At 66.6% G+C, this 22,365-nt stretch carries 23 protein-coding genes, 1 tRNA gene and 1 pseudogene; 15 read left to right on the forward strand and 10 right to left on the reverse strand.

Going from position 1 to position 22,365, the window contains the following annotated elements; genetic code table 11:
* Positions 1-247: 247 nt before the first annotated feature.
* Positions 248-1,207, forward strand: a complete 960-nt coding sequence (locus ASE67_RS17435; RefSeq protein ID WP_055764366.1) for a serine hydrolase — start codon at positions 248-250, stop codon at positions 1,205-1,207.
* 11 nt (positions 1,208-1,218) lie between these two features.
* Here ASE67_RS17435 and ASE67_RS17440 read toward each other — a convergent pair whose 3' ends face one another.
* Positions 1,219-2,112 (reverse strand): hypothetical protein, encoded by an 894-nt coding sequence (locus tag ASE67_RS17440; RefSeq protein WP_055764271.1) that lies wholly within the window; start codon positions 2,110-2,112, stop codon positions 1,219-1,221.
* Between the two features lie 115 nt (positions 2,113-2,227).
* Here ASE67_RS17440 and ASE67_RS17445 point away from each other — a divergent pair, with 115 nt between their 5' ends.
* The 5 genes and pseudogenes from ASE67_RS17445 (at position 2,228) to ASE67_RS18695 (ending at position 6,142) form a co-directional block, all read left to right on the forward strand.
* On the forward strand, positions 2,228-3,529 hold the full coding sequence (locus ASE67_RS17445; RefSeq protein ID WP_055764274.1) for an SLC13 family permease: 1,302 nt from the start codon (positions 2,228-2,230) through the stop codon (positions 3,527-3,529).
* A 52-nt stretch (positions 3,530-3,581) separates the two neighbouring features.
* Positions 3,582-4,644 (forward strand): annotated as a pseudogene (locus tag ASE67_RS17450) (endonuclease/exonuclease/phosphatase family protein).
* A 107-nt stretch (positions 4,645-4,751) separates the two neighbouring features.
* A complete protein-coding gene (locus tag ASE67_RS17460; protein WP_156348706.1) occupies positions 4,752-5,093 on the forward strand; it encodes a hypothetical protein in 342 nt (113 codons plus the stop codon).
* A complete protein-coding gene (locus ASE67_RS17465; RefSeq protein WP_082457256.1) occupies positions 5,015-5,698 on the forward strand; it encodes an alginate export family protein in 684 nt (227 codons plus the stop codon). Before ASE67_RS17460 ends, ASE67_RS17465 begins: the two co-directional genes overlap by 79 nt.
* 147 nt (positions 5,699-5,845) lie before the next feature.
* Positions 5,846-6,142, forward strand: coding sequence for an alginate export family protein (locus tag ASE67_RS18695; RefSeq protein WP_268795384.1), 297 nt, complete (start codon positions 5,846-5,848; stop codon positions 6,140-6,142).
* A gap of 81 nt (positions 6,143-6,223) precedes the next feature.
* Here ASE67_RS18695 and ASE67_RS17475 read toward each other — a convergent pair whose 3' ends face one another.
* Positions 6,224-7,093 carry an MBL fold metallo-hydrolase gene (locus ASE67_RS17475; protein ID WP_055764293.1) on the reverse strand — a complete coding sequence of 290 codons (870 nt, stop codon included), beginning with the start codon at positions 7,091-7,093 and terminating at the stop codon, positions 6,224-6,226.
* 68 nt (positions 7,094-7,161) lie between these two features.
* Here ASE67_RS17475 and ASE67_RS17480 point away from each other — a divergent pair, with 68 nt between their 5' ends.
* From ASE67_RS17480 to ASE67_RS17490, 3 genes are read left to right on the forward strand one after another with little or no spacing between them, the layout of a single operon-like run.
* Entirely contained in the window at positions 7,162-7,476 is a 315-nt protein-coding gene (locus ASE67_RS17480) for an ArsR/SmtB family transcription factor (protein ID WP_055764295.1), read from the forward strand.
* Between the two features lie 4 nt (positions 7,477-7,480).
* Positions 7,481-7,999, forward strand: coding sequence for a rhodanese family protein (locus tag ASE67_RS17485; protein ID WP_055764298.1), 519 nt, complete (start codon positions 7,481-7,483; stop codon positions 7,997-7,999).
* Positions 8,000-8,006: 7 nt separating this feature from the next.
* Positions 8,007-8,786: a sulfite exporter TauE/SafE family protein gene (locus ASE67_RS17490; protein ID WP_055764301.1), complete on the forward strand. Its 780-nt coding sequence runs from the start codon at positions 8,007-8,009 to the stop codon at positions 8,784-8,786.
* A gap of 498 nt (positions 8,787-9,284) precedes the next feature.
* On the opposite strand, the gene ASE67_RS17495 is transcribed toward ASE67_RS17490, so the two are convergent.
* The 5 genes from ASE67_RS17495 to rtcR all read right to left on the reverse strand — a co-directional run bounded on the left by ASE67_RS17495 (position 9,285) and on the right by rtcR (position 13,132).
* Positions 9,285-9,701, reverse strand: coding sequence for a VOC family protein (locus ASE67_RS17495; protein ID WP_055764304.1), 417 nt, complete (start codon positions 9,699-9,701; stop codon positions 9,285-9,287).
* Positions 9,698-10,306 (reverse strand): pyridoxamine 5'-phosphate oxidase family protein, encoded by a 609-nt coding sequence (locus ASE67_RS17500; protein ID WP_055764368.1) that lies wholly within the window; start codon positions 10,304-10,306, stop codon positions 9,698-9,700. The genes ASE67_RS17495 and ASE67_RS17500 overlap by 4 nt, the downstream gene beginning before the upstream one ends.
* A gap of 61 nt (positions 10,307-10,367) precedes the next feature.
* Complete coding sequence (locus ASE67_RS17505) at positions 10,368-10,949, reverse strand: TetR/AcrR family transcriptional regulator (RefSeq protein ID WP_055764307.1); 582 nt, start codon at positions 10,947-10,949, stop codon at positions 10,368-10,370.
* Complete coding sequence (locus ASE67_RS17510) at positions 10,946-11,410, reverse strand: nuclear transport factor 2 family protein (RefSeq protein ID WP_055764309.1); 465 nt, start codon at positions 11,408-11,410, stop codon at positions 10,946-10,948. Before ASE67_RS17510 ends, ASE67_RS17505 begins: the two co-directional genes overlap by 4 nt.
* Before the next feature lie 135 nt (positions 11,411-11,545).
* Positions 11,546-13,132, reverse strand: coding sequence for an RNA repair transcriptional activator RtcR (rtcR, locus tag ASE67_RS17515; RefSeq protein ID WP_055764311.1), 1,587 nt, complete (start codon positions 13,130-13,132; stop codon positions 11,546-11,548).
* 251 nt (positions 13,133-13,383) lie between these two features.
* Between rtcR and ASE67_RS17520 the strand changes: the two genes are divergently transcribed.
* The 5 genes from ASE67_RS17520 to rtcA all read left to right on the forward strand — a co-directional run bounded on the left by ASE67_RS17520 (position 13,384) and on the right by rtcA (position 18,542).
* Positions 13,384-13,455: transfer RNA gene (locus ASE67_RS17520), tRNA-Pro, on the forward strand.
* Between the two features lie 24 nt (positions 13,456-13,479).
* Positions 13,480-15,015, forward strand: a complete 1,536-nt coding sequence (locus ASE67_RS17525; protein ID WP_055764314.1) for an RNA-binding protein — start codon at positions 13,480-13,482, stop codon at positions 15,013-15,015.
* 413 nt (positions 15,016-15,428) lie between these two features.
* Positions 15,429-16,655 carry an RtcB family protein gene (locus ASE67_RS17530; protein ID WP_055764370.1) on the forward strand — a complete coding sequence of 409 codons (1,227 nt, stop codon included), beginning with the start codon at positions 15,429-15,431 and terminating at the stop codon, positions 16,653-16,655.
* Positions 16,656-16,734: 79 nt separating this feature from the next.
* Positions 16,735-17,532, forward strand: coding sequence for a nucleotidyltransferase domain-containing protein (locus tag ASE67_RS17535; RefSeq protein ID WP_082457257.1), 798 nt, complete (start codon positions 16,735-16,737; stop codon positions 17,530-17,532).
* Positions 17,529-18,542, forward strand: a complete 1,014-nt coding sequence (gene rtcA / locus ASE67_RS17540; protein ID WP_055764320.1) for an RNA 3'-terminal phosphate cyclase — start codon at positions 17,529-17,531, stop codon at positions 18,540-18,542. The genes ASE67_RS17535 and rtcA overlap by 4 nt, the downstream gene beginning before the upstream one ends.
* Before the next feature lie 34 nt (positions 18,543-18,576).
* On the opposite strand, the gene ASE67_RS17545 is transcribed toward rtcA, so the two are convergent.
* Both ASE67_RS17545 and ASE67_RS17550 read right to left on the reverse strand, forming a co-directional pair.
* Entirely contained in the window at positions 18,577-19,275 is a 699-nt protein-coding gene (locus ASE67_RS17545) for an NUDIX hydrolase (RefSeq protein WP_055764323.1), read from the reverse strand.
* 41 nt (positions 19,276-19,316) lie between these two features.
* The gene (locus tag ASE67_RS17550; protein WP_055764326.1) at positions 19,317-19,976 is read right to left on the reverse strand and encodes a TetR/AcrR family transcriptional regulator; all 660 of its coding nucleotides are present in this window, start codon (positions 19,974-19,976) and stop codon (positions 19,317-19,319) included.
* A gap of 79 nt (positions 19,977-20,055) precedes the next feature.
* Here ASE67_RS17550 and ASE67_RS17555 point away from each other — a divergent pair, with 79 nt between their 5' ends.
* A complete protein-coding gene (locus tag ASE67_RS17555; RefSeq protein ID WP_055764329.1) occupies positions 20,056-21,132 on the forward strand; it encodes an aldo/keto reductase in 1,077 nt (358 codons plus the stop codon).
* Positions 21,133-21,163: 31 nt separating this feature from the next.
* Here ASE67_RS17555 and ASE67_RS17560 read toward each other — a convergent pair whose 3' ends face one another.
* The gene (locus ASE67_RS17560) at positions 21,164-22,363 is read right to left on the reverse strand and encodes an FAD-dependent oxidoreductase (protein WP_055764332.1); all 1,200 of its coding nucleotides are present in this window, start codon (positions 22,361-22,363) and stop codon (positions 21,164-21,166) included.
* Positions 22,364-22,365 lie beyond the last annotated feature (2 nt).

The following is a 22,365-nucleotide window of genomic DNA, read 5'->3' on the forward strand; positions in this document are numbered from 1 at the left end:
AACGGAACGAACCTTCCCTGCGCTGGACGGAGCAGCGGCTGCGTCGAAGGCGTTTTGAGCAGATTTTCGCTTTCTCGTCAGTTGGTTACAAGACCCAAAAAGGGAAGCCCTGTTGACGATCCGATTGTTGTTTCGCTGCGCCAGTGCAGTTTCTGTCCTGGCGGTTCTGCCCGCCTGCGTTCCGGCCGGTCGACCTGCCGTCCCGCTGCCTCGTGTCCCGGTTGCCGTTCGTGCTCCCGCATCCGTCATTCCCGAAGCGCCGTTGGTCGTCGCCCGACCGCAGCCATCGGCGGACCTGCTGAACGCCGTGCAAGCACTAGGCGCAGGTTTCGAAGGCCAAGTGGGCATCAGCGTGCGCGATATCGACGAAAACTGGGTCGTCGACTGGCAGGGCGACATCCCGCGTCCGCAGCAGAGCGTCAGCAAGCTATGGGTCGCCATCGGGGTCATGGATACGATCGACCGCAAACGCATGTCGCTTGTTGATCCGGTGACCGTCACCCGCGCCGATCTGACCGTGTTCCACCAACCGATCCGGACGGTGGTGGGCAAGGCCGGCTACAGGACCACGGTCGGCGATCTGTTGCGCGGGGCCATGACGCGCAGCGACAACACGGCCAACGACGTCCTCCTGTGGCGGATTGGCGGTCCCGCAGCCGTCAATCGGATGTTGAAGGACAAGCGTGTTGCCGGCGTTCGCTTCGGTCCCGGCGAACGGCAGTTGCAGGCGCGTACCGCCGGGCTGGCGTGGCGTCCCGAATGGGCTGGTGGCTGGGGGTTCCTGCAGGCGCGCGCCGCCTTGACCTATGCGGCGCGGGACAAGGCGCTGCGCCGCTATCTCGAAGCGCCGCTGGACGGCGCATCGGCCAATGGCGTGACGCTTGGACTATCGTTGCTGGCGCAGGGCCGGCTGCTGAGCGACCGGTCGACCACATCGCTGCTGACGCTGATGCGAGCGAGCAAGACCGGTCCGCTACGCCTGAAGTCCGGCCTTCGCCCCGGTTGGACGCTCGCACACAAGACCGGGACCGGGCAGGATCTCGGCAAATTGTCTACCGGCTATAACGACGTCGGTCTGCTCGTGGCGCCGGACGGGCATCGTTATGCGCTTGCCGTGATGATCGCGAGCACGCGCCAGCCCATTCCGGCGCGGATGCGTCTGATGGGCGATGTCACGCGGGCGGTGATCGCCGCGGCCAGTCGGTAACCCGCTTTGCCCTATCGATCGGGCAGGCTAGCCCGATCGGCGCTCCAGGTGGCCAGCGTCTTGCCGGTTTGCGGGTTGTCGATCGCTACATCGTCCAGCGTCACCGCGATGACGCAGATCGGGCGCTGCTCGGGGCCGGCGGGTTGTCGACAGGCCACGGGCGATCGATCCGCCGTTCCGCCGATCCTGCCGCGCAGGCGAAGTTGCAGACCCTGATCCGCGGGCACCTCGTCCGGGTCCGCGCGCACTACGGTCTCGTAGGGCTTTCCATCGCGCAGCCCTTGCCCGGCACCATCGGCAAATTGGGCGACCGCCAATGTCTGTCCTGGCAGGGTGACCGCATCGGCGCCGGTGGGCGCGGCGCTGTCCTGCGCCGCCGGGCAGGTTTCGCTCGCCGTCCACGGGCGTGGAATCCAGAACCCTTCCGCGATCGTGCCGATCACCGATCCATCCTCCGACGCGCCTAGATCCGCGCCGTTCCAGACGACTGGCGCGACATGGACCCGCAGCGCCTTTGCCTCGGCATCGTAGCGCCAGCGCATCGGGCTGTCGCTGTCCGCATCGGAAGGCCCGCGACATCCGAAGGGAAGCCGCAATTCGAACCGCTGCCCTGCCAGATCGGCCGCCGCTTTCGGCAGCGGGCGGCCCGATGCAAGCGCATCCGATGCTTGCGATGCCAGTGCGATCAGGTCGGCACGGGTTTTGACGATATCGCGTGGGTCGGGCAGCGAGGGCGCCGGTTGGACAACCGCAGGTGCCGTCGCGACCGGTGCAGCGGCGGGCGGCGCGACCTCGCGCGGGGATGTGCCCCGCCCGATCAGGAACCCGGTTCCGCCGACCGCGAAGGCAATCGCCAGGCCGCCTGCCAGCGCAAGCCGGCTGTTCCGCAAGGTTGGCTCGTTCATACACCACCGATAGCAAAGCCCGCCAAATTGGCATACCCAAGGCCATGACATCCGACGATGTAATCCCGGACGTGCTGCCCGATCACGGCATTTCCTCTGCCCGGGCGATACCCGCGTGACCTTCGATCAGGTGCTGACGCTCTTGGTGCTGGTGCTGGTCGTCGCGGCGCTGATCTGGGACAAGGTACGCTCGGACGTCGTGGCGCTGAGCGGTGCGGCCGTCTTGCTGATTGCCGGCGTCGTGCGGCCGATCGACGTGCAGAGCGCCTTCGCCAGCCCGGCGATCATCGCGCTCGCCTCGCTGTTCGTCATCGCCTATGCCCTCGAACTGTCCGGCCTGCTCGACCGCGCGATCGAGGCGGCGGTCAGGATGTGCAAGCGGCTGGGGTCGGCCGGCATCTGGTTGATGCTGGGTGCGATCGGAGTCGCGTCCTGTTTCCTCAACAGCACGCCGATCGTCGTGCTGGGCGCGCCGGTCGTGCGCGATGTCGCGACCGCCCTGAAACTGCCGCCCAAACGTTATCTGATGCCGCTGTCGTACATTACGGTGCTGACTGGCTGCTGCACCCTGATCGGAACGTCGACAAACCTGCTGGTCGACGACATGGCGCGCAATGCCGGGCAACCGCGCTTCGGCATCTTCGAGATCACCCCCGTGGGTCTGCCGATCGCGCTGGCGGGCGCGATCTACCTGTTCCTGTTCAGTGGCAAGCTGATGCGCGGCAGCATCGCCGATGACAGCCCGGTTCCCGACCGACGCGACGTCGACGTACCGAACGCCCAGGTCGGCGATCCGACGCTGTTCGCGGAACATCGCGTCTTTCAACCTGCCAAGGCGGCGATCGCGTTCGCCGTCTTCGCCGGCGCGATCGCCGTGGCCGCCGCCGGCATCGCGCCGATTGCCGCATCGACCTTTGCCGGGGCCGTGCTGCTGATCCTGCTGCGCGTCATCACCGCCGACGAGGCTTATGGCGGGTTGCGGCCGCAGATACTGATCCTGATCGCCGGCATGGTCGTCATCGGGCTGGCGATGGAGCAAAGCGGCCTCGCCGCGACGGCGACCGGGGCGCTCGTGGGATCGATGCGGGAGTTCGGACCGCTGACCGCGCTGATCGTGCTGTACGGCGTGACGATGGTGCTGACCGAGTTGTTGTCGAATGCGACCGTGGCCGTTCTGGTCACGCCGATCGCGGTCGCGCTGGCGGAGAGCCTCGGCGTCAGCCCCCGCCCGTTCCTGGTCGCGGTGATGATGGCGGGCAGCGCCGCGTTCGCGACGCCGTTCGGATACCAGACCAACGTCATCGTCTACCAGATGGGCGGCTATCGCTACATGGACTTCGTGAAGGTCGGCCTGCCCCTGAACCTCATCACCTTCGCCGTTGCGATCGTGACGATCCCGGTCTTCTTTCCGTTCTGAACGATGCAGCGGCCCGATCGCCGTTCGACCGCGCCACCTCTGGAATCCTGCCATGCGCATTCTCGTCTATCTCGTCCGCGCCCTTGCCGGATTGCTGATCCTGGTCACCGCGCTCAGCATCGTCGAATCGAATGAATGGTGGATCAGGATCTGGGATTTCCCGCGAGTCCAGATCCTCGTGGCACTGCTGTTCGCCGGAGGGGCGGCACTGTGGCTGGATCGACGGGTTGGGCGCTGGGTCGCACTGTGCTGCGCGGTCGCTGCGGGGTGGCAGCTATATCGCATCTATCCCTATACGCCGCTCGCCCGAACGGAATTGGCGTTCGCGAAAGTCGGTTCCGCCTTACCGGATCGTTGCTTCAGTATACTCTCGCTGAACGTCCTTGAATCAAATCGCGAATATCGCCGGACGGCACAGTTGATCGATCGGGTCCGCCCCGACCTCCTGTTGCTGATGGAAACCGACAAGCGCTGGGCAGCGGCGCTGGCACCGCAACTGGCACGCTATTTAAACCGGCTCGAACGCCCTCTCGGCAACACCTATGGTATGATCCTGGCGACCCGGCTGCCGATGCGCGACGCCAGCATCGAAACGATCGCCGAAAAGAACACGCCGTCAATGCATGCCGAAATGACGGCGGGGGACCCGTTCCGGTTGGTTGCGTTGCATCCCCGGCCAACTTTTGCCAGGACAGGATACCGAAGCACGCGACGCCGAAATAGCGATTTCGGCACGGCGCGCTGCCCGCACCAGACTGCCGGTTCTAGCGATCGGCGATTTCAATGACGTGGCATGGTCGCACACATCACAGCTGTTCAAGCGCGTCGGCGGCTATCTCGATCCGCGCATCGGGCGCGGCACGTTCGCCACCTTTCCGGCACGAACACCGCTGCTTGGTTGGCCGCTCGATCATCTGTTCGTTACGCCGGAATTTGCGGTGCGTGATGTGGCGGTGCTGGAGGATGTCGGCTCCGACCATCTGCCGGTCCATGCCCGCCTGTGCCTGACCGGACGGCCTGCGGACAGCAAGCGCCCCGAATCCGTATCGCGCGAGGACCGCCGCGACGTGAAGGAGGTCTTGCAGGAATATGACGAGGAGCAACGTCGCCCCTGACATGCGCCGTGCGGTGGATCGATCGGCAAGGTCGATATTTCAAGCCGGATGGCGGGCGGGACTTCGAAGAAGCGCCGCATGGAACCAGCTCGCCGACGGGAGCAGGCGTGCGCAAACTGGCCAACATCACATCCTTTGGATTGCTGGCGCTGCTGACGGTAGCCATGCCATCCGCAGCGGTGGCGCAGATCACCGAGGACGGTCTGCTGCACGAAGCGGTCGGCGCGCCCGATAACTGGCACCTGTCGGGCAGCGTCCGTGCCCGGTTCGAGGCGATCGACGGTCAGTTTCGCGAGGACGCGGTCAACCGCGATCAGGTGCTGGCGCTGCGCACGACGCTGTTCGCCGAATATGATGCCGGGCCGGGCCGGTGCGGTTTGGTGCGGAATTCCACGACGCCCGCGCCTATTTCCAGCGGCGCGGATCGTCGGTCGGGACCGATGTTGTGAATGCGCTCGAGTTTTCGCAATATTATGCCCAGGGCGATCTTGGCGAGGCACTGGGTAGCGGTAGTACCAGCTATCTGAAGGCCGGTCGGATGACGATGCAACTGGGGTCCGAACGGCTCGTCGCGCGGCAGGGGTTTCGGACCTCGGCAACGTCGTTCACCGGGCTGCGGCTGACGCGCGAGGGAGACGACGATCGCGCATTCGTCGCTTTCTGGACCATGCCTACCGTCCGGTTGCCGACCGGCACCACCGCGATCCGGCACAACCGGCCGCAATGGGATCGCGAGAATACCGACCTGCAACTGTTCGGCGCCTTCAACCGCCTGCCTCTCGGCGGCGAAATCCGTCTCGAAACCTATGCTTATGGTCTGCTCGAACGCGGCGAAAGCCAGGCGGATCGCAGCGACCGGCGACTGTTCACGCCGGGGGTGCGCCTGTTCGCCCGGGCCGACCAGGGCATGACGTTCGAAGTCGAGGCAATGGCGCAATATGGACGCGCGCGCGACGGCAGTCCGGAAAGTGGAAACCGGTCGTGCCGGTCGAGGCCTATGGTTTCCATGGCGACATTGGCTATCGCTTTACAGGCGGATGGAAACCCGAGCTGACCGCATTCTTCGACTATTATACCGGCAACAGGCGGGAGGATCGGATCGGACGGTTCGACACGCTGTACGGCGCCCGACGGTTCGAATTCGGGCCGACGGAATTGTTCGGCGCGGCGGACCGGTCGAACATGCTCTCCCGGCGTACGGCTGAAGGCTGCCCCGACAGGCGGGCTGTCGGTGATGGGCGATTACCGCCTGCTCCGCCTCGCCAGTGCGGTCGATCGTTTCAGCAACAGCGACGTGCGCGACGCTACCGGGCGCGCCGGGCGCAACGCCGGGCAGCAGATGCAGCTGCAGGTCGAATATGACCTGGTCGCGGATATCCTCGCGCTCGATCTCGGCTATGCGCGGCTGTTCAAGGGGCGGTTTCTGCGCGAAGCGCCTAACGCACCCGACCCGCGCGATGTCAGTTCCGGCTACGCCTCGGTCATGTTCTCCTTCTAGCCGTCGGCACATGGGTGTACGGGCAGGCAGCGTCTTTCCCCTCAGCGCCGATCCGCCGATTGGACACTGGATCGCGGAACCTCAGCCATCGCGGCACTTCACCGGGATACGCAGGTAGGTGACGCCGTTCGCCTCGGCCGGTTCGAAATGGCCCGCGCGGATGTTGACCTGGATCGAGGGCAGCAGGAGCTTCGGCACGGACAGCCCGGCATCGCGCTGCTCCCGCATGGCGACGAAATCTTCCTCGCTTACGCCGTCATGGACGTGAACGCTCGACCGTCGCTGCTCGCCCACGGTTGTCTCCCAGCGATAGTCGTCGCGACCCGGCGCCTTGTAGTCGTGGCACAGGAACAGCCGCGTCGCGTCGGGTAACGCCAGCAGGCGACGGATCGAGCGATAGAGCATCCGCGCATCCCCGCCGGGGAAGTCGGCGCGGGCGGTGCCATAGTCGGGCATGAACAGCGTATCACCGACGAACGCCGCATCGCCGATTCGATAGGCGATATCGGCCGGAGTATGGCCGGGGACGTGCAGCACCTCGACCTCAAGCGCGCCGATCGCGAAGCGATCGCCATCCTCGAACAGCCGGTCGAAGTCCGATCCGTCGGTCTTCAAGTCATCCATCGCGAACACGGGACGGAAGATTTTCTGCACGTCGCGGATATGCGCGCCGATCCCGATCCATGCGCCGCTATGCGTCTTGATGAAGGGAGCGGCCGACAGATGGTCGGCATGGGCGTGCGTCTCCAGCACCATCGCGATCCGCCAGTCCTGCGCGCGGGCGAAGGCGACGATCCGCTCGGCCGAGCGGGTGTCGGCGACGCCGCTCGCCAAGTCGAAGTCGAGCACCGGATCGATTATCGCTGCGATCCGCGTTGCAGGGTCGCCGACGAGGTAGCTGATCGTGTTCGTCGGCTCGTCGAAAAACGCCTCGATGAAAGGTTGGGTCATGATGTCCTCCGTTAGGGCTTGCTAATATATTAGATGATGCTACATAAGCAATACCTAATGGAGTGGCAATGATGCTCAAGCCAATGGACTTGGCGACATTCGAGGCGAAGGCCGGACAGGTGGCCGACATGCTGAAGGCGATCGGCAATGCGCGTCGACTGATGCTGCTGTGCAAGCTGGTCGAGCATGGCGAGGTGACGGTCGGCGATCTGGCGCGTGATGTCGGCCTGTCGCAATCGGCCTGCTCGCAGCACCTAGCAAAGATGCGCGACGAAGGCCTCGTCACCTACCGGCGGGAGAGCCAGACGCTCTGGTACGCCATTGCGGACGCCCGCGTCGAAACGCTGCTCGCCACCCTTTATCAGCTCTATTGCAAGGATTGATGCGATGACGCTTGCGACCCTTTCCCCCGCCGACACCCGCGCCGCGATCGATGCCGGTGCGCGCCTGATCGACATTCGCGGGGGCGATGAACATGCGCGCGAGCGCATCCCCGGCGCGATCAACGTGCCGCTCGACCGGATCGGCGATCTGCCGCGTGACGGCCGCCCGGTCGTCTTCCACTGCAAGTCGGGGATGCGTACCGCCGCCAATGCCGCGCAGCTTGGCGCAGCAGCGGGTGGCGCACCCGCTTACATCCTTGGGGGCGGCATCGATGCGTGGCGGCAGACAGGACAACCAACCGTCGCCGATCGATCGCAACCGCTGGCAATCATGCGGCAGGTCCAGATTACTGCCGGTGCGCTGGTGCTGACCGGCGTGCTGCTTGGCACGTTCGTGGCGCCCGGCTTCTTTTGGCTGCCGGCGTTCGTGGGGGCGGGGCTGATGTTCGCCGGCGTGACGGGGTGGTGCGGCATGGCCAAGCTGCTGCGCGTCCTGCCGTGGAACCGGCGCGCGGCGGCCTGAGGCGGACATGGGCACTGCCGCCACCCTCGCCGCGCTCGCATCGGGCGGGGTGATCGGCCTGATCCTTGGCCTCGTCGGCGGGGGCGGGTCGATCCTCGCCGTGCCGCTCCTGATCTATGTCGTCGGGGTCGGATCGCCGCACGCTGCGATCGGAACGGCGGCGGTGGCCGTCACGTTCAACGCGTTGGCCAGCCTGATCGGCCATGCCCGCGCCGGCCGGGTGAAATGGCGTTGCGCCGGCGTGTTCGCGGTGTCGGGAATGATCGGCGCGGCGCTGGGAGCGGAACTGGGCAAGGCGTTCGACGGCAAGCGGCTGCTCGTCCTGTTCGGGCTGCTGATGATCGGCGTCGGGCTGTCGATGCTGCGCAAGCATCGGACGGCGGAAGCGCCCAATGTGCGCCTGACCCGTGACAGCGCCATTACGCTGCTGCCGCGCCTGATCCCGATCGGGCTGGGCGTCGGGCTTGCCGCCGGGTTCTTCGGCATCGGGGGCGGGTTCCTGATCGTGCCGGGGCTGATCCTGGCGACCGCGATGCCGCTGCCGTTCGCGATCGGCACGTCGCTGGTCGTTGTCAGCGTGCTGGGGCTGACGACCGCCACCTCCTATGCCATGTCGGGACTCGTGGATTGGGGCGTGACGGCGCTGCTAGTCGTGGGCGGTATCGTCGGGACGATCGGCGGCATCGCGCTAGGTCAGGTTCTTGGGACCCGCAAGGGATTGCTTGAACGTGGATTCGCCGCCGCGGTGATTGCGATTGGGGCCTATATCATTGTGTCATCGATCTGAGGCGCCCCTTTTTCGCAAACGAACATGCGAAGAGAAGAGTTGCGTTTCGGTCGCGTCTGCTCAGTCCTGTCGGTTCCTGTTCCCCAAATGCTCCATGGGACATGGAGTATCGGGGAAATAGGCGGGTGACCTGAAGTCGAGCGCCGCTACGGAATGGCCTCGGCTGGGATCGGTCGGCAAGCGGGCAGGGTTGGCGAGAGTTACCGCGTTGGTATCAGCAGATCAGGTCAATTTTGAACAGTCGCCGGCCGCCGTGGATTTTTTAAGTCCGATGCCTTTCCATGCGACCAGTGCATGGTTATCCTGATTAACGAGCCTCAGATGATCCCACGACAAAACATGGGCTTAGATGGTTAATCTATTGGCGTGACGGTCCTGCCGCCCCAGCCAGTCTACAATCCGAACATCTGGATCACGGCACAAAATCGGTCGCACCCGTTCGGTTGGTGGGCGTGAAGGCTATCCATGCGAGCAAAATGACGGGCACCGCATCCCCCTTCAATCCGGCACGAAGGGGGTCGCGAATTCCAGTCGGATGCCGCCCGGAATGAACACGATGAAATGCCGGGTCGCCGATCCCGGCTGCATCGCAACGGGCGGAACATCGACGACCACATCGGCATGCGCACCCACCCGCGCCCATGCCGCGTCGAGCGCGGCATCGTCCGCGACCGCCAGCGACAAATGGTGCAGTCCGATATTCGCCCGCCGGTCGAACGGGCGTGCCGCAGCCGGATCGGCGGCGCGCCACAGCGTCAGCAGGATGCGGCCATCGGACACGAAAACCGCGGGATACTCCGGCTTCCCGCCGACGACATCGAAGCCCAGCACGTCACAGAAGAACCGGCGCGCCTGATCGATATCCGGCACGGTCAGCCCGACATGGTGGACGCCGATCGTCAGCTTGTCGGTCATGGTCGTGCTCCTTGCAAAGCGGAAATCCGGTCCCGCAGGCGGGCGATCTCTTCGTGGAGGGGTTGCGTTGCCGCCTCGACCGAGGCGGCCGTAAAGCGGGGCATGATGTGCTGCGGACAATTCCAGTCGAACCCGACAATATCGATGACGAACGCCCGTTCGCCCCTGGCCGCATATCCGGGCGGCATCAGCGCCGCGACCTGTTCGGGGTCGTCGCTGGTGTGCGCGTGTCCGATCAGTTTCAGCCTGCGCCGCGTCGGATAATCGATCAGGAACAGGCATATCCGGTCGTCGCGCGCCACGTTCGCGATCGACAGGAACTGCCGATTGCCCTGATAATCGGCAAAGCCGATCCGGTTGCCCGACAACCGGCGCAGGAACCCCGGCGGCCCGCCGCGATGCTGCAGGTAAGGCCAACCTTCCTCGCTGATGCTGGCCATGTAGAAGCTGTCGCGCGCGGCGATGAAGTCCGCTTCCCGGTCGGTCAGCAGGTCGGCCTCGCCCGCCTGCGCCTCCATCCGCGCATAGGACGCGCGCGAGCCGTCCAGCGCCTGCAACGCGCGCGACCCCGGGCCGAACATGGTCTTCAGGAACGTCTGTGCCATGGGATGCATGTCTCCTTGGAGCGGTTCGGCCGGCTACCGATGCGGCCGACCCCTTCGTCGCTCAACCGCCGCGATCGAGCGCGGCGAGCAGCGACGATCGAAGCCGGTCGACGACCCGCCGAAAGGCCGCTTCGTCGCCCAGCGCGCGGGTCAGGACGATCGCGCCCTGGATTCCCGACACCGCCTCCTCGGCAAGCTCGATCGCCAGGGCAGGTGGGACGCCGCCCCGTTCGAGGCAGCGGGCGACGGCCCCGATCCAGCGCGCGAAATACTGCCGCACCCGCGCGGCAAAGACCTCCCCGGCGGCGTTCAGGCCAAGGCTGCCGATGACGCACACCCGCCTGCCGGACAGGAAATAGGTGCTAACGACATCGAACATCGCCGCGATGGCGGTTGCCGGGTCGGTCGTGTCCTCTAGCGGCCGAAAGATCGCCTCGGTAAACCAGCGGTCGATATCGTCGAGCACCGCCGCCATCATCTCCTCCTTCCCGCCGGGAAAGAAGTTGTAGAGGCTGCCTTTGCCCAGGCCCGTCGCCTGCGTCAGCACGGCCAGGCTCGCGCCGTCATAGCCATGTTCGCGAAACGCCTCGGCGAGCGCGGGCAGGGCGCTTTGCCGATCGGTGAGGACGCGCTTTGCCCTCACAGGTCGAGATCGCTCAGCGACGGGTGGTCGTCGGGACGGCGGCCAAGCGGCCAGCGGAACTTGCGATCGGACTCGGCGATCGGCATTTCGTTGATGCTGGCATGGCGGTTCGCCATCAGCCCGTCTTCGGCGAAAAGCCAGTTCTCGTTGCCATAGGCGCGGAACCACTGCCCATTGTCGTCGCGATATTCATAGGCATAGCGGACGGCGATACGGTTGCCGGTAAAGGCCCATAATTCCTTGATGAGCCGATAGTCATGTTCCCTGTTCCACTTGCGGGTCAGGAAAGCCTTAGCCTCGTCGCGATTGGCGGCGAACTCGACCCGGTTCCGCCAGCGGGTATCCGGCGTGTAGGCGAGCGAGACCCTTGCCGCGTCGCGGGTGTTCCAGCCATCCTCCGCCAGCCGAACCTTTTCGACGGCGCTGTCGTGGGTGAAGGGGGGCAGGGGTGGACGGGACATCTCGCTTCCTTTCCGGTCGTGACACGCGTTGGCGCGGGGCGCCTGCGCTGATCTTGTACTGATAGGTACACAGCTATACCGATCGGTACAAGATGATTTTGAAGAGATGTCGTTGTTTGGGTGAGCGAACCGGAGTCAGTCGACAATGTGCGCCCAGCTAAGATCGAACCGCGCGAGATATTTGCGCAGGCGATCGGCATCGTTGGTCGAGCTTCGCTGGCGACGCGACGCCGCGAAAAGCGTGCGGCCGGCGTCGGACAGCGACCGGCTGGCGCGGCAGGTTTCGACGACATGGGCCAGCTGAACGCGATCGAACGGGTCGAGCGCCTCCAGCTGCCCGGCGGTCAACAGGCCGGTCAACGGGTCGGGTGCTTCGGTTCCGCCGCGCCATAGCCGTTGCAGGCGTGCGATCTCGGTCGTGACGCACTCCACGTTGATCCGGCCTTCCGGGCTGAAGGTCGCCATGCGCGTCACGCTGGCCGCCAAGTCGCGAAAGTTGCCGGGCCAGCGCGCCTGGCCGCTGGTCGCGAAGTCGAGATAACGGTCGCGCGCTTCCTTGTTGAAGGTGATGCGATCGCCCTCGCGCTCGGCATGGCGATCGAGTTCATAGTCGAGATTGGGGGCGATATCCTCGCGCCGCTCGGCAAGGCTGGGGAGGGCGAAGGTCCAGAGGTTGAGCCGGGCATACAGGTCGTCGCGAAAATTGCCCTCCGCCACGCAGGCGGCAAGGTTGCGATTGGTGCCAGCGATCAGCTGAAATTCGCTTTCGACCTCGCGGTCGGCGCCGACCGGCAGGAAGCGCTTGTCCTCGATCGCGCGCAGGATCATCGCCTGTTCGTCGAGGCCCAGTTCGCCGATCTCGTCAAGGAACAAGACGCCGGTATCGGCGGTGCGCAGCAGGCCCGCGCGATCGGCGGCAGCGCCGGTGAACGCGCCCTTGCGATGGCCGAACAGCGCCGACATCGCGCTGTCCCCCTTCAGCGTCGCGCAATTCACCTCCACCAGCGGGCCCTTCACCTGCCGTTTCAGGCGCTTCAATTCGTAGATGCGCCGGGCGAGCTGGCTCTTGCCCGCCCCGGTCGGCCCCATCAGCAACAGCGGCGCGCGGCTGCGGATCGCGACCTGTTCTATCTCGTCGATCATCGCGTTGAAGGCGGTGTTGCGCGTGTCGATCCCCGATTTCAGGAAGCTGGTGCCTTCGGCGCGGTCGGCGGCGAAGCGCGTGGCGATGCTGTCGTAGCGCGACAGGTCCAGGTCGATCGCGTTCCAGTTGCCCGCTGCGCTGCCCCCGCCCCGGCTGGGCTGTGTCTGGAGCAGGCGACCGGGCAGGTAATGCGCCTCGCTCAGCAGGAACAGGCAGATTTGCGCGACGTGCGTGCCGGTGGTGATGTGGATGAGATAATCTTCGCTTTCCGGATCAAACGGATAGGCCCGCGCGAAGTCGAGCAGCTTGCCGTACACCTCCTCGAAATCCCACGGATCGGTGAAGTCGAGGACATGCGGCTCCACCCGCGTTTCGGGGGAAACCGAGGCGATATCCTCGGCGACATAATGGGCCAGTCGCTCGTGACGCGTGCCATGCAGCAGGACCAGCCGGTCGACCCGCAAATCCTCGTGCATCGTCAGGCCGACGGTTGGTCGCCACTTGGACCAGCGGGACGGGCCGAACTTGCTCGCGTCGAGCGTGGAGCCGAGAAAGCCGATAACGGTCGTTGGGCGCATGTCTATCCTATGGGATAAAATACGATTGCTGTCGATCGTTTATCCGGTAGCCAGCTTTCCGGCCGCCGATACGTTCGATCTGCCCGTTAATCCAATAAAAATCTGAAAATAAACGATATTATAGGTAATTTTGGTTGTCTGGGGGAAGTTGGCACGTCTCTCGCAAAGTATTCGGCATCGGGTCGCATGGTATCGAACGGCCCGATGCGCGGCAGGGGCGGTCGGAATGGGCCGACCGCCCCCAAAGCGAACAGGGCGTGGCCCAGTCCGCGAAGCGCGCCTGCTTTGGGAGCAGGATGTCGCAGGTCGAACTGCCGCCCTGACCGGATTTTGAAGGGAGTTGGACGATGGCCAACAGAGGATTGTTCGCAAGCGCGGTGGCGCGGCTGTTGCCGCGCACCGACGCATTGAACCGCGCAGGGGCGGCGGCCTATGCCTATGGCCCGGAGGCGAAACTGGCGCAGCTTGTCTCAACCGGCACGCTGGCCGACAGCTTCTACGCGCCTGCCGAGCAGCATCTTGTCGAGGCGCTGGCGGCGGCGCGGGCCTGCGATCCGATGTTCGTTGCGAAGGCCGCGATCTATGCGCGGCGGGCGGGGGCGATGAAGGACATGCCGGCGCTGTTGGCCGCCTATCTGACGATTGCCGATCCGGACCTTGCGGTGCCGGTGTTCGGGCAGGTCGTCGACACCGGACGGATGCTGCGCAGCTATGTGCAGATCCTGCGTTCGGGGCAGGTCGGGCGGACGTCGCTCGGCACGCGGCCGAAGCGGCTGGTGACGCAGTGGCTTGAGCGGGCGTCGATGCGCGATCTGATGGCGGCGGCGACCGGCAACGACCCGAGCCTCGCCGATATCGTCCGCATGGTGCATCCGAAGCCGGCCGATGCGACGCGGCGCGCCTTCTATGGCTGGCTGATCGGCAAGCCGTACGACCTTGCCGCCTTGCCGGTGGAGATCGCCGCCTTCGAGGCGTGGAAGCGCGATACCACGTTGCCGCTGCCGCCCGTGCCGTTTCAGTGGCTGACCGCCTTTCCGCTGTGCGCGGAGCAATGGGGCGAACTGGCGACACGGATGGGGTGGCAGGCGCTCCGGATCAATCTCAACACGCTGGCGCGGAGCGGCGCATTCGGAGTGCCGGGGGTGACCGAGGCTGTCGCAGCGCGGCTGGCCGTACCGGCACCGGGGGCATTGCCCTACCAATTGCTGGTCGCGCTGCGATCGGTAGGGGGCGGGGTGCCGCTGGCGGTGCAGGCCGCGCTGGAGACGGCGCTGGAGGCGTCGCTGGCAAGCGTACCGGTGGTGCCGGGCAACGTCGTGGTCTGTCCGGATGTGTCGGGTTCGATGCAGTCGCCGGTAACCGGCTATCGCAAGGGCGCGTCGACGACGGTGCGCTGTGTCGATGTGGCGGCGCTGGTCGCCTCGGCGATGCTGCGGACCAACGGCCATGCACGCGTGCTGCCGTTCGCCGTCGATGTCGTCAATTGCACGCTCGATCCCCATGCCCGTCTCGCCGTGAACGCGGCGCGGCTGGCGGCGGTGGGCGGGGGCGGCACCACGGTATCGGCCCCGCTCGCCCGGCTCAATCGGGAGGGGGCAAAGGTCGACCTGGTGGTCATCGTCTCCGACAATGAGTCATGGGTCGATGCCACGCGGCATGGCGCGACGGAGACGATGCGCGAATGGGACCGGTTGAAGCGCCGCAACCCGGCGGCGCGGCTCGTCTGCGTCGACATCCAGCCGCATGGGACCACCCAGGCGGCGGGCCGGCCGGAGATACTGAATGTCGGGGGATTCTCCGACGCGGTGTTCGACACGATCGCGCGCTTTGCCGCCGGGCAGACGCGCGACTGGGTAGAACGCATCAACGAAACGGAGGTTTGAAGGAAGGCCGTGGCGAATGCCGGCGGGACTACATCCCGTGCCAGACCGGAGAGTAGAGCACCCGGACAACCGGGAGATGCGGGTTCGAATCCCGCCATGGGAATGTAGCTCAAGGTCGACCAACGTCTCGCCAATTCTCGTCGCTACGGCCCATTTCAACACGGCGAATGCCGACCGGACTACATGGACTTTTCATCCCCAGGTCGCGGGTTCGAATCCCGCCCCGGCTTCGGTCGGGTAGCTCAGTGGTTAGAGCAGGAGATGTCCGGTCAACCCCTCGTCGCCGTGACCCTATCAAGCTGGCGAATGCCGGCGGGACTACATCGGTTCAGGCGGTTCGAATCCGCCCCGGGGCAACCCGGAAACGTCTCGCCAATCCTCGTCGCCGGCACCGAAATCTAAAGGAGGTCATGATGACCGCAACGACGTACGAATATACTGACGTTCCCGGCGGCGTGCCGATCAAGGCATGGACGCGCGGCGTGCCCGTCGAGGACGGAGCGCGTGCGCAGCTGGCGCGGGCGGCGCAGATGCCGTTCATCTTCAAACATGTCGCCGCCATGCCCGACGTCCATATCGGCATCGGCGCGACCGTCGGGTCGGTGATCCCGACCAAGGGCGCGGTCATTCCGGCGGCGGTCGGGGTCGATATCGGCTGCGGCATGATGGCGGCGCGCACCTCGCTGCTGGCGAGCGACCTGCCCGACCATCTGGAGGGTGTCCGCTCGGCGATCGAGCAGGCGGTGCCGCATGGGCGCAGCGTCGGGCGGGGCAAGCGTGACAATGGCAGCTGGGGTTCGCCTCCGCCCGCCATCGTCGCGGCGTGGTCGACGCTCGTCCAGCGTTTCGATCGGCTGTGCGAAAAGCATCCGCGGCTCAAGAACACGAACAACCTCGTGCATCTGGGGACGCTGGGCACCGGCAACCACTTCATCGAACTGTGCTTGGACGAAGCGGGTGCGGTGTGGGTGATGCTGCATTCGGGCTCACGCGGCGTCGGCAATGCGATCGGCACGTTCTTCATCGAACTGGCGAAGCAGGACATGCGCAAATGGCACCTGAATCTGCCTGACGAAGACCTCGCCTATTTCCCCGAAGGAACCGACCATTTCGACGATTATGTCGAGGCGGTCGGCTGGGCGCAGGATTATGCGGCGCTCAACCGGCGGATGATGATGACGAATGTCATCGCTGCGCTGCGCAAGGTGATCACGAAGCCGTTCGAGGCGGAACTGGAGGCGGTCAACTGCCACCACAATTACGTCACGCGCGAAAATCATTTCGGCGAGAACGTGCTGGTGACGCGGAAAGGGGCCGTGCGCGCGGCGAAGGGCGTGATGGGGATCATCCCCGGATCGATGGGCGCGAAGTCGTTCATCGTCCGTGGCCTCGGCAACCCGGAGTCGTTCGACAGCTGCTCGCACGGTGCCGGTCGGGTGATGAGCCGGACGGCGGCCAAGAAGCTGGTGACGCTCGACGAACATATCGCCGACACGGCGGGCGTCGAATGCCGCAAGGACGAGGGCGTAATCGACGAGACGCCCAGGGCCTACAAGCCGATCGAAGCCGTAATGGCCGCACAGGCCGATCTGGTGGAGATCGTCCACACCCTGAAACAGGTGGTGTGCGTGAAGGGGTGAGGCGGGGCAACGGGCGGGGAGCCCGTCGCCGCCGCTTCGCCGGCTGCCTGATCGGGCGGAAGGATGAAAGGAACGAACCGTGTTGCCGTTGACGAACGAAGCCATTCCCGCCGGGGTGCGATCCGAGATCGACGCGCGCCTTGCCGCCGTCGAGGCGAACGAGGGGGTGCGCTTGTTGCTAACGGTCGAATCCGGCTCGCGCGCATGGGGATTTCCGTCACCCGACAGCGATTACGATGTGCGCTTCGTCTATGTCCGGCCGCGCGACTGGTATCTGTCACTGACGCCCGGCCGCGACGTGATCGAGGCACCGATCGTCGACGACATCGACCTGAGCGGCTGGGACATCCGCAAGGCGCTCGGGCTGCTGCTGAAGTCGAATGCCGTCGTCAGCGAATGGATCGAGAGCCCGATCCGCTATCGCCCGGACGATGCGATCGTCGCCAACCTCGCGGCGCTGGCCGACAGCGTGATCGATGCGCGATCGCTCGCCCTGCATTATGCCAGCCTCGGGCGGAACGCCGCCGATCGCTGGCTGGAGGATGACGGCGCGGTGCCGGTGAAGCAATATTTCTATGCGCTGCGTCCGGCGCTCGCGATCCGCTGGCTGCGGCGCGAGGGTAGGGGCCGCCCGCCGATGGACCTGCAGTCGCTGGTCGATGCCGTCGGCCTGTCGGACGCGCTGGCGGAAGATATCGCGGCGCTCGTGGCGGCGAAGCGGCGGAGCAACGAGCGAAGCAATACCGCGCGCATCCCCGCGCTCGACGCGCTGATCCGTGACGAGCTTTCCCGCGCCGGCGAGGTGCCGGGCGGCACCATCGATCCGCGCTCGCGCGAGCGGGCGGAGGCACTGTTCCTGCATCTGGTGAACACATGATCGTAATCGACGGTGCCGAAGGCGAGGGCGGGGGACAGGTCGTGCGCAACGCGTGCGCGCTGTCGCTCGTCACGGGTACGGCGGTTCGCATCACGAACATCCGCGCCAAACGGTCGAAGCCGGGGCTGATGCGCCAGCACGTCACCGCGATCGAGGCGGCGTGCGCGATCGGGAACGCGACCTGCGAGGGGCTGGTCGTCGGATCGTGCGACCTGACCTTCCGTCCCGGCCGGGTCGTCGCCGGCGACTATCGCTTTTCGGTCGGTACGGCGGGATCGACGGGGCTGGTGTTGCAGACGGTGCTGATGCCGTTGCTGCTCGCCGACGCGCCGTCGCGACTGGTGCTGGAAGGCGGCACCCACAATATGCTGGCCCCGCCGTTCGAGTTCATCGATCGCTGCTTCCTGCCGGTCGTCCGGCGGATGGGCGGACAGGTCGAGGCGCGGTTGATCCGGCACGGCTTCTACCCGCGCGGCGGCGGGCGGATCGAGGTGGATATCACCCCCGGTTCGCTGCAGCCGATCGCGTGCCTGACGCGCGGTGCGCCGGTCAGTGTATCGGCCTGCGCGCTGATCGCGGCACTGCCGCTGTCGATCGCCGAGCGGGAGATTGCGATGGTGCGCAAGGCGTTCGACTGGAGCGACCGCGAATGCTTCGTCCGCGAACTGCCCGTTGATCAGGGGCCGGGCAACATCCTGCTGCTGGAGGCGCGGTTCGAACAGGCGACCGAGATCGTCAGCGGATTCGCACAATTGGGCGTAACCGCCGAGCGCGTCGCGAAGACGGCGATCGGGCGGATGCGCGGCTATCTGGCATGCGATGCGTTTGCCGGGCCGTATCTCGCCGACCAACTGCTGTTGCCGATGGCGCTGGCGGGCGGCGGCGCGTTCACTACCGTCAAGCCGAGCGAGCATGCCCGCACGGCGGCGGCGGTGATCGAGCGCTTTACGGGGCGTCGCACCCGGTTCGTGCAGCAGGCGGGCGGGACCCATGCGGTGACGATCGCCTGACGCACGCACGGGTGCAGCCCCCTGACCGGGGCCGTCAACGCCCTCCGGTGTAGCGATAGAGTTCGGCCGGGCGGAAGGATGCGCCGGTTTCGCGCTCGCCGGTGGCGGCGATCCGTCCGCTCTCGATCAGCCGGCGGCGAAAGGCGGGCTTGTTGAGCGCACGGCCCAGGATCGCTTCGTGCACGTCCTGCAACGCGCGCAGCGTGAAGCGTTCGGGCAGCAGGGCAAAGGCGACCGGCGACCAGTCCAGCTTGCCGCGCAGCCGCCGGATCGCAAGGTCGAGCATCGCGCCATGATCAAAGGCGAGGGGGACGGCGGCGCCATCCACCCACGCGGTTGCCACGCCATCCCCGTCTGCCGCCACCCGCGCGAGCGTCAGGCCCGGCGCAGCGGCGAAACGCTCGGCCGGGAGCAGCGCGAAATACGCCACGCTGACGATGCGCATGCGCGGATCGCGCTCGACCGCGCCAAAGGTATAGAGCTGTTCGAGATAGGCCCCATCCATCCGCGCCTTTGCCGCCAGCACCCGCCGCGCCGCATCGTCGATGCTCTCGCCGATACCGACGAACCCGCCCGGCAGCGCCCAGCTGTCCCGGTACGGGGGCGCATCGCGCCGGTGCAGCAGCACCGCGGGCGCACCGTCCACGACGCTGGTCAGGATCAGGTCGACCGCCACCGATGGCCGCTCGAACGCTGTCGGGTCATAGCTGTCGAGGAAAGCGGCCTCATCCATCGCGGCAACCTTATATGCGTTACGCGCTTTAGATAGGTTCGTTATGCGCCTGTCGCAAGCGCATCGCCGTTGCGACCGCCCGCTTCCGGCCAGGCCCGTAGTGCGGTTTCGGCGATCGCGTGCAGCGATGCCCGGTCCAGCCCGTCGCGCGCCAGCACCGACAGTCCCTGCAGCATCGCCATCACCAGCCCGGCCAGCGCCGATGCCTCCGTCGCCGCCGGCAACAGGCCCGCCGCGACATCGCGCGCGATCCGCGATTGCAGCCGGTCGATCACGAAACCGCGAATATCGGCGACGGCCCGCTGGACCTCGGCGGAGGCGGCCGATCCGCTGGCCGTCGCGCTGGCCAGCAGGCAGCCCGGCGGGGTCGTCTCGCCGGTATAGCGCACGATGGCTCCGGCGAGCAGCTCCGCCGCCGCCGCCCGTGCGGTCGGCGCGGCGTCGATCGCCGCTGCCGTCGCCGCCGGATCGCCGGCGTAGCGCTGCATCGCTTCGAGGAACAGCCGCCGCTTGTCACCGAATGCGCCGTACAGGCTGGGGGTGCTGATCCCCATCGCATCGGTCAGGTCGGTGATCGACGTGGTTTCATAGCCATGCCGCCAGAAGGTCAGCATCGCGCGTTCCAACGCCGCATCCCGGTCGAACGACAGCGGGCGGCCGGTCCTGGTCTTTCGCGCGGCCGGGGCCTGATCCACTTTCATAGTATTCACTCGGAAACTCGTTGACGGTCAGCCCGACTCCTAGCATGACTTCCATAACGACCGCTATGAAAGATTCGCCATGTCCCTGACTGCTTTCCGTGCCCTTGGCCGCTCCGGCCTGATCGTCAGCCCGCTGGCGCTGGGCACCATGACCTTCGGCCCCGGCGACTGGGGTGCCGACGAAGCGACCGCGCGGGCGGTGTATGACGCCTATCGTGCCGCCGGCGGCAATTTCATCGACACCGCCGATATCTATGCGGGCGGCGAAAGCGAGCGGCTGGTCGGCAGGTTCATCGCCGAGCGCGGCGACCGGGACGCGATCGTGTTGTCGACCAAGTTCGCCTTCAATGGATCGGCCAGTCCGCTGGCCGCGGCGCAGGCGGGGCGGGGCAATCCGAATGCGGGCGGTGCCGGGGCGAAGAACATCCACCGCGCGCTCGACGCCTCGCTGCGGCGGCTGGGGACCGAGTATATCGACCTGTACTGGATGCATATCTGGGACGGGGTGACGCCGGTCGAGGAGATCGTCCAGACGCTCGGCAACCTCGTACGCGCCGGCAAGATCCGCTATTACGGATTGTCCGACATGCCGGCATGGGTCGCGGCGAAGGCCGCGACGATCGCGGCGGAACGGCGCGTCCCCGGTCCGATCGCGCTGCAGGTCGAATATTCGCTCGTCGCGCGCGATGTGGAGGCGGAGCATTTCCCGGCGGCGCGCGATGGCGGGATGGGCATCATGCCGTGGAGCCCGCTGGCCGGCGGGTTCCTGTCGGGAAAATACCGGCGCGGCGATATCGCCGGCAAGGGGCGTCTGAGTGGCGCGAATCCGTTCGGCGACAGCAAGTTCACCGATCGTAACTGGGCGATCCTCGAAGCGGTCGAGCAGGTGGCAACCGACCTTGGCCGCCCGGTGGCGCAGGTCGCCCTCGCCTGGACGCTGGCGCAACGGGGCGTCGGATCGACCCTGATCGGCGCCAGCAAGGTCGCGCAGCTCGACAGCAACATCGCCGCCACCGACCTGCACCTCGATGCCGCGCATCTCGCGCTGCTGGACGAGGCGAGCACCCCGCCGGCGGGGTTCAGCGCCGCGCTGACCTCGCCCACGATCCGCCGCATGGTCTATGGCGGGCACGACGTCGTGGGGTGGGGTGACTGAGATTGCCGGCCCGGTCGGCCTTCCCGCTGCCTCAGTCGAACAGCGGCCGCATCGGACTGCCGATCAGGCCGCTGACCATCGCTGCCTGGATACGCGTCGCGGGCCATAGTTTCGACAGCGGCCCGACGATCCGGTCGCGCACGAACGGCAGGACGCGGCTGTCGGACTGGTAGACCGGCGTGAACAGCGCGGTCAGCGCCTGATAGAGATGGACGTGCCGCCGCCGCATCGCGACCGCATCGGCCAGCGCGGCGGGGATATCGGACGCCCGCCGCAGCGCCCGCGCCACCGCCCATGCGTCGAGCAGCGCCATGTTCGCGCCCTGGCCCAGCTGCGGACTGGCCGAATGCCACGCATCGCCGATATGGATCATGCCCGGCTCGGCGGGGGTGCTGAGCGTGCGATGGGCATAGCGGGCGAAGGTCAGTTGCTCGGGCGACGCGATCTGGTCGAGCAGCGCCTGCGTCGCCGGCCATAGCGCGGCGACCTCCGCCTTCCACGCGTCCAGCCCCGCCGCGTGCCATGCCGCCAGCCGATCGGCACGCAGCGACCAGAACAGCGCCGCCTGCCGCCGCCGCGCGCCGGGAAAGCGCCCGATCGGCAGCACGCCGACCATTACGCTCGCCCGGCGATAGCGTTGTTCGAGCGCGGCGGGGTCGAAGCCGGCGTCCTCGGGCCAGTCGAGCGTGCCCCACAGCGCGCCATAGGCCAGCGCCCGGCCGCAGGGTGGGGCAAGCGGGGTGCGCGTGCCCAGCGCATCGACGATCAGGCCGAACGGCGGGGTCCGTCGTCCGCCCTCCAGCACCAGCAGGCGGCGACCGCCGGCGGCGGCGTCGCTGCCGATCACCGCACAGCCGGTCTCGATCGCGATCCCCTCGGCCGCGACCGCATCGTGGAGCAGCGCGAACAGCGCGGCGCGGTGGACCCCGACGCCGAACCCGGCGCGCTTGCCAAGCGCGGCATAGCGCACGCCCAGCACCACGCGCCCGCTGCTGCCCGCCTCGCCATGCAGCCGGTCGATCCGCGCGCCATGGTCGAGCAGTGCGCCGTCCAGCCCGAGTTCGCGCAACACGGCAAAGCCGGTCGGCTGGATCATCAGCCCCGATCCGACCGCACGCGGCACATCGAACCGTTCGAATAGCGTGACATGGTGTCCGTCGCGGTGCAGCAGCAACGCGGTGGCAAGACCGGCCGGGCCGCAGCCGGCAATGGCGATATGGAGACGCTGCATCG

This window comes from Sphingomonas sp. Leaf23, from assembly GCF_001421585.1.
Classification (GTDB): Bacteria; Pseudomonadota; Alphaproteobacteria; order Sphingomonadales; family Sphingomonadaceae; genus Sphingomonas.

Bases quoted from the DNA above. Each gene is read 5' to 3' on its own strand.
- ASE67_RS17545 (WP_055764323.1), bottom strand. From the start codon at position 19,275: ATGGATGAGGCCGCTTTCCTCGACAGCTATGACCCGACAGCGTTCGAG.
- ASE67_RS17525 (WP_055764314.1), top strand. From the start codon at position 13,480: ATGGCCAACAGAGGATTGTTCGCAAGCGCGGTGGCGCGGCTGTTGCCG.
- ASE67_RS17560 (WP_055764332.1), bottom strand. From the start codon at position 22,363: ATGCAGCGTCTCCATATCGCCATTGCCGGCTGCGGCCCGGCCGGTCTT.
- rtcR (WP_055764311.1), bottom strand. From the start codon at position 13,132: ATGCGCCCAACGACCGTTATCGGCTTTCTCGGCTCCACGCTCGACGCG.
- ASE67_RS17555 (WP_055764329.1), top strand. From the start codon at position 20,056: ATGTCCCTGACTGCTTTCCGTGCCCTTGGCCGCTCCGGCCTGATCGTC.
- ASE67_RS17530 (WP_055764370.1), top strand. From the start codon at position 15,429: ATGACCGCAACGACGTACGAATATACTGACGTTCCCGGCGGCGTGCCG.
- ASE67_RS17475 (WP_055764293.1), bottom strand. From the start codon at position 7,093: ATGACCCAACCTTTCATCGAGGCGTTTTTCGACGAGCCGACGAACACG.
- ASE67_RS17440 (WP_055764271.1), bottom strand. From the start codon at position 2,112: ATGAACGAGCCAACCTTGCGGAACAGCCGGCTTGCGCTGGCAGGCGGC.
- ASE67_RS17485 (WP_055764298.1), top strand. From the start codon at position 7,481: ATGACGCTTGCGACCCTTTCCCCCGCCGACACCCGCGCCGCGATCGAT.
- ASE67_RS17495 (WP_055764304.1), bottom strand. From the start codon at position 9,701: ATGACCGACAAGCTGACGATCGGCGTCCACCATGTCGGGCTGACCGTG.
- ASE67_RS17500 (WP_055764368.1), bottom strand. From the start codon at position 10,306: ATGGCACAGACGTTCCTGAAGACCATGTTCGGCCCGGGGTCGCGCGCG.
- ASE67_RS17510 (WP_055764309.1), bottom strand. From the start codon at position 11,410: ATGTCCCGTCCACCCCTGCCCCCCTTCACCCACGACAGCGCCGTCGAA.
- ASE67_RS17480 (WP_055764295.1), top strand. From the start codon at position 7,162: ATGATGCTCAAGCCAATGGACTTGGCGACATTCGAGGCGAAGGCCGGA.
- ASE67_RS17490 (WP_055764301.1), top strand. From the start codon at position 8,007: ATGGGCACTGCCGCCACCCTCGCCGCGCTCGCATCGGGCGGGGTGATC.
- rtcA (WP_055764320.1), top strand. From the start codon at position 17,529: ATGATCGTAATCGACGGTGCCGAAGGCGAGGGCGGGGGACAGGTCGTG.
- ASE67_RS17550 (WP_055764326.1), bottom strand. From the start codon at position 19,976: ATGAAAGTGGATCAGGCCCCGGCCGCGCGAAAGACCAGGACCGGCCGC.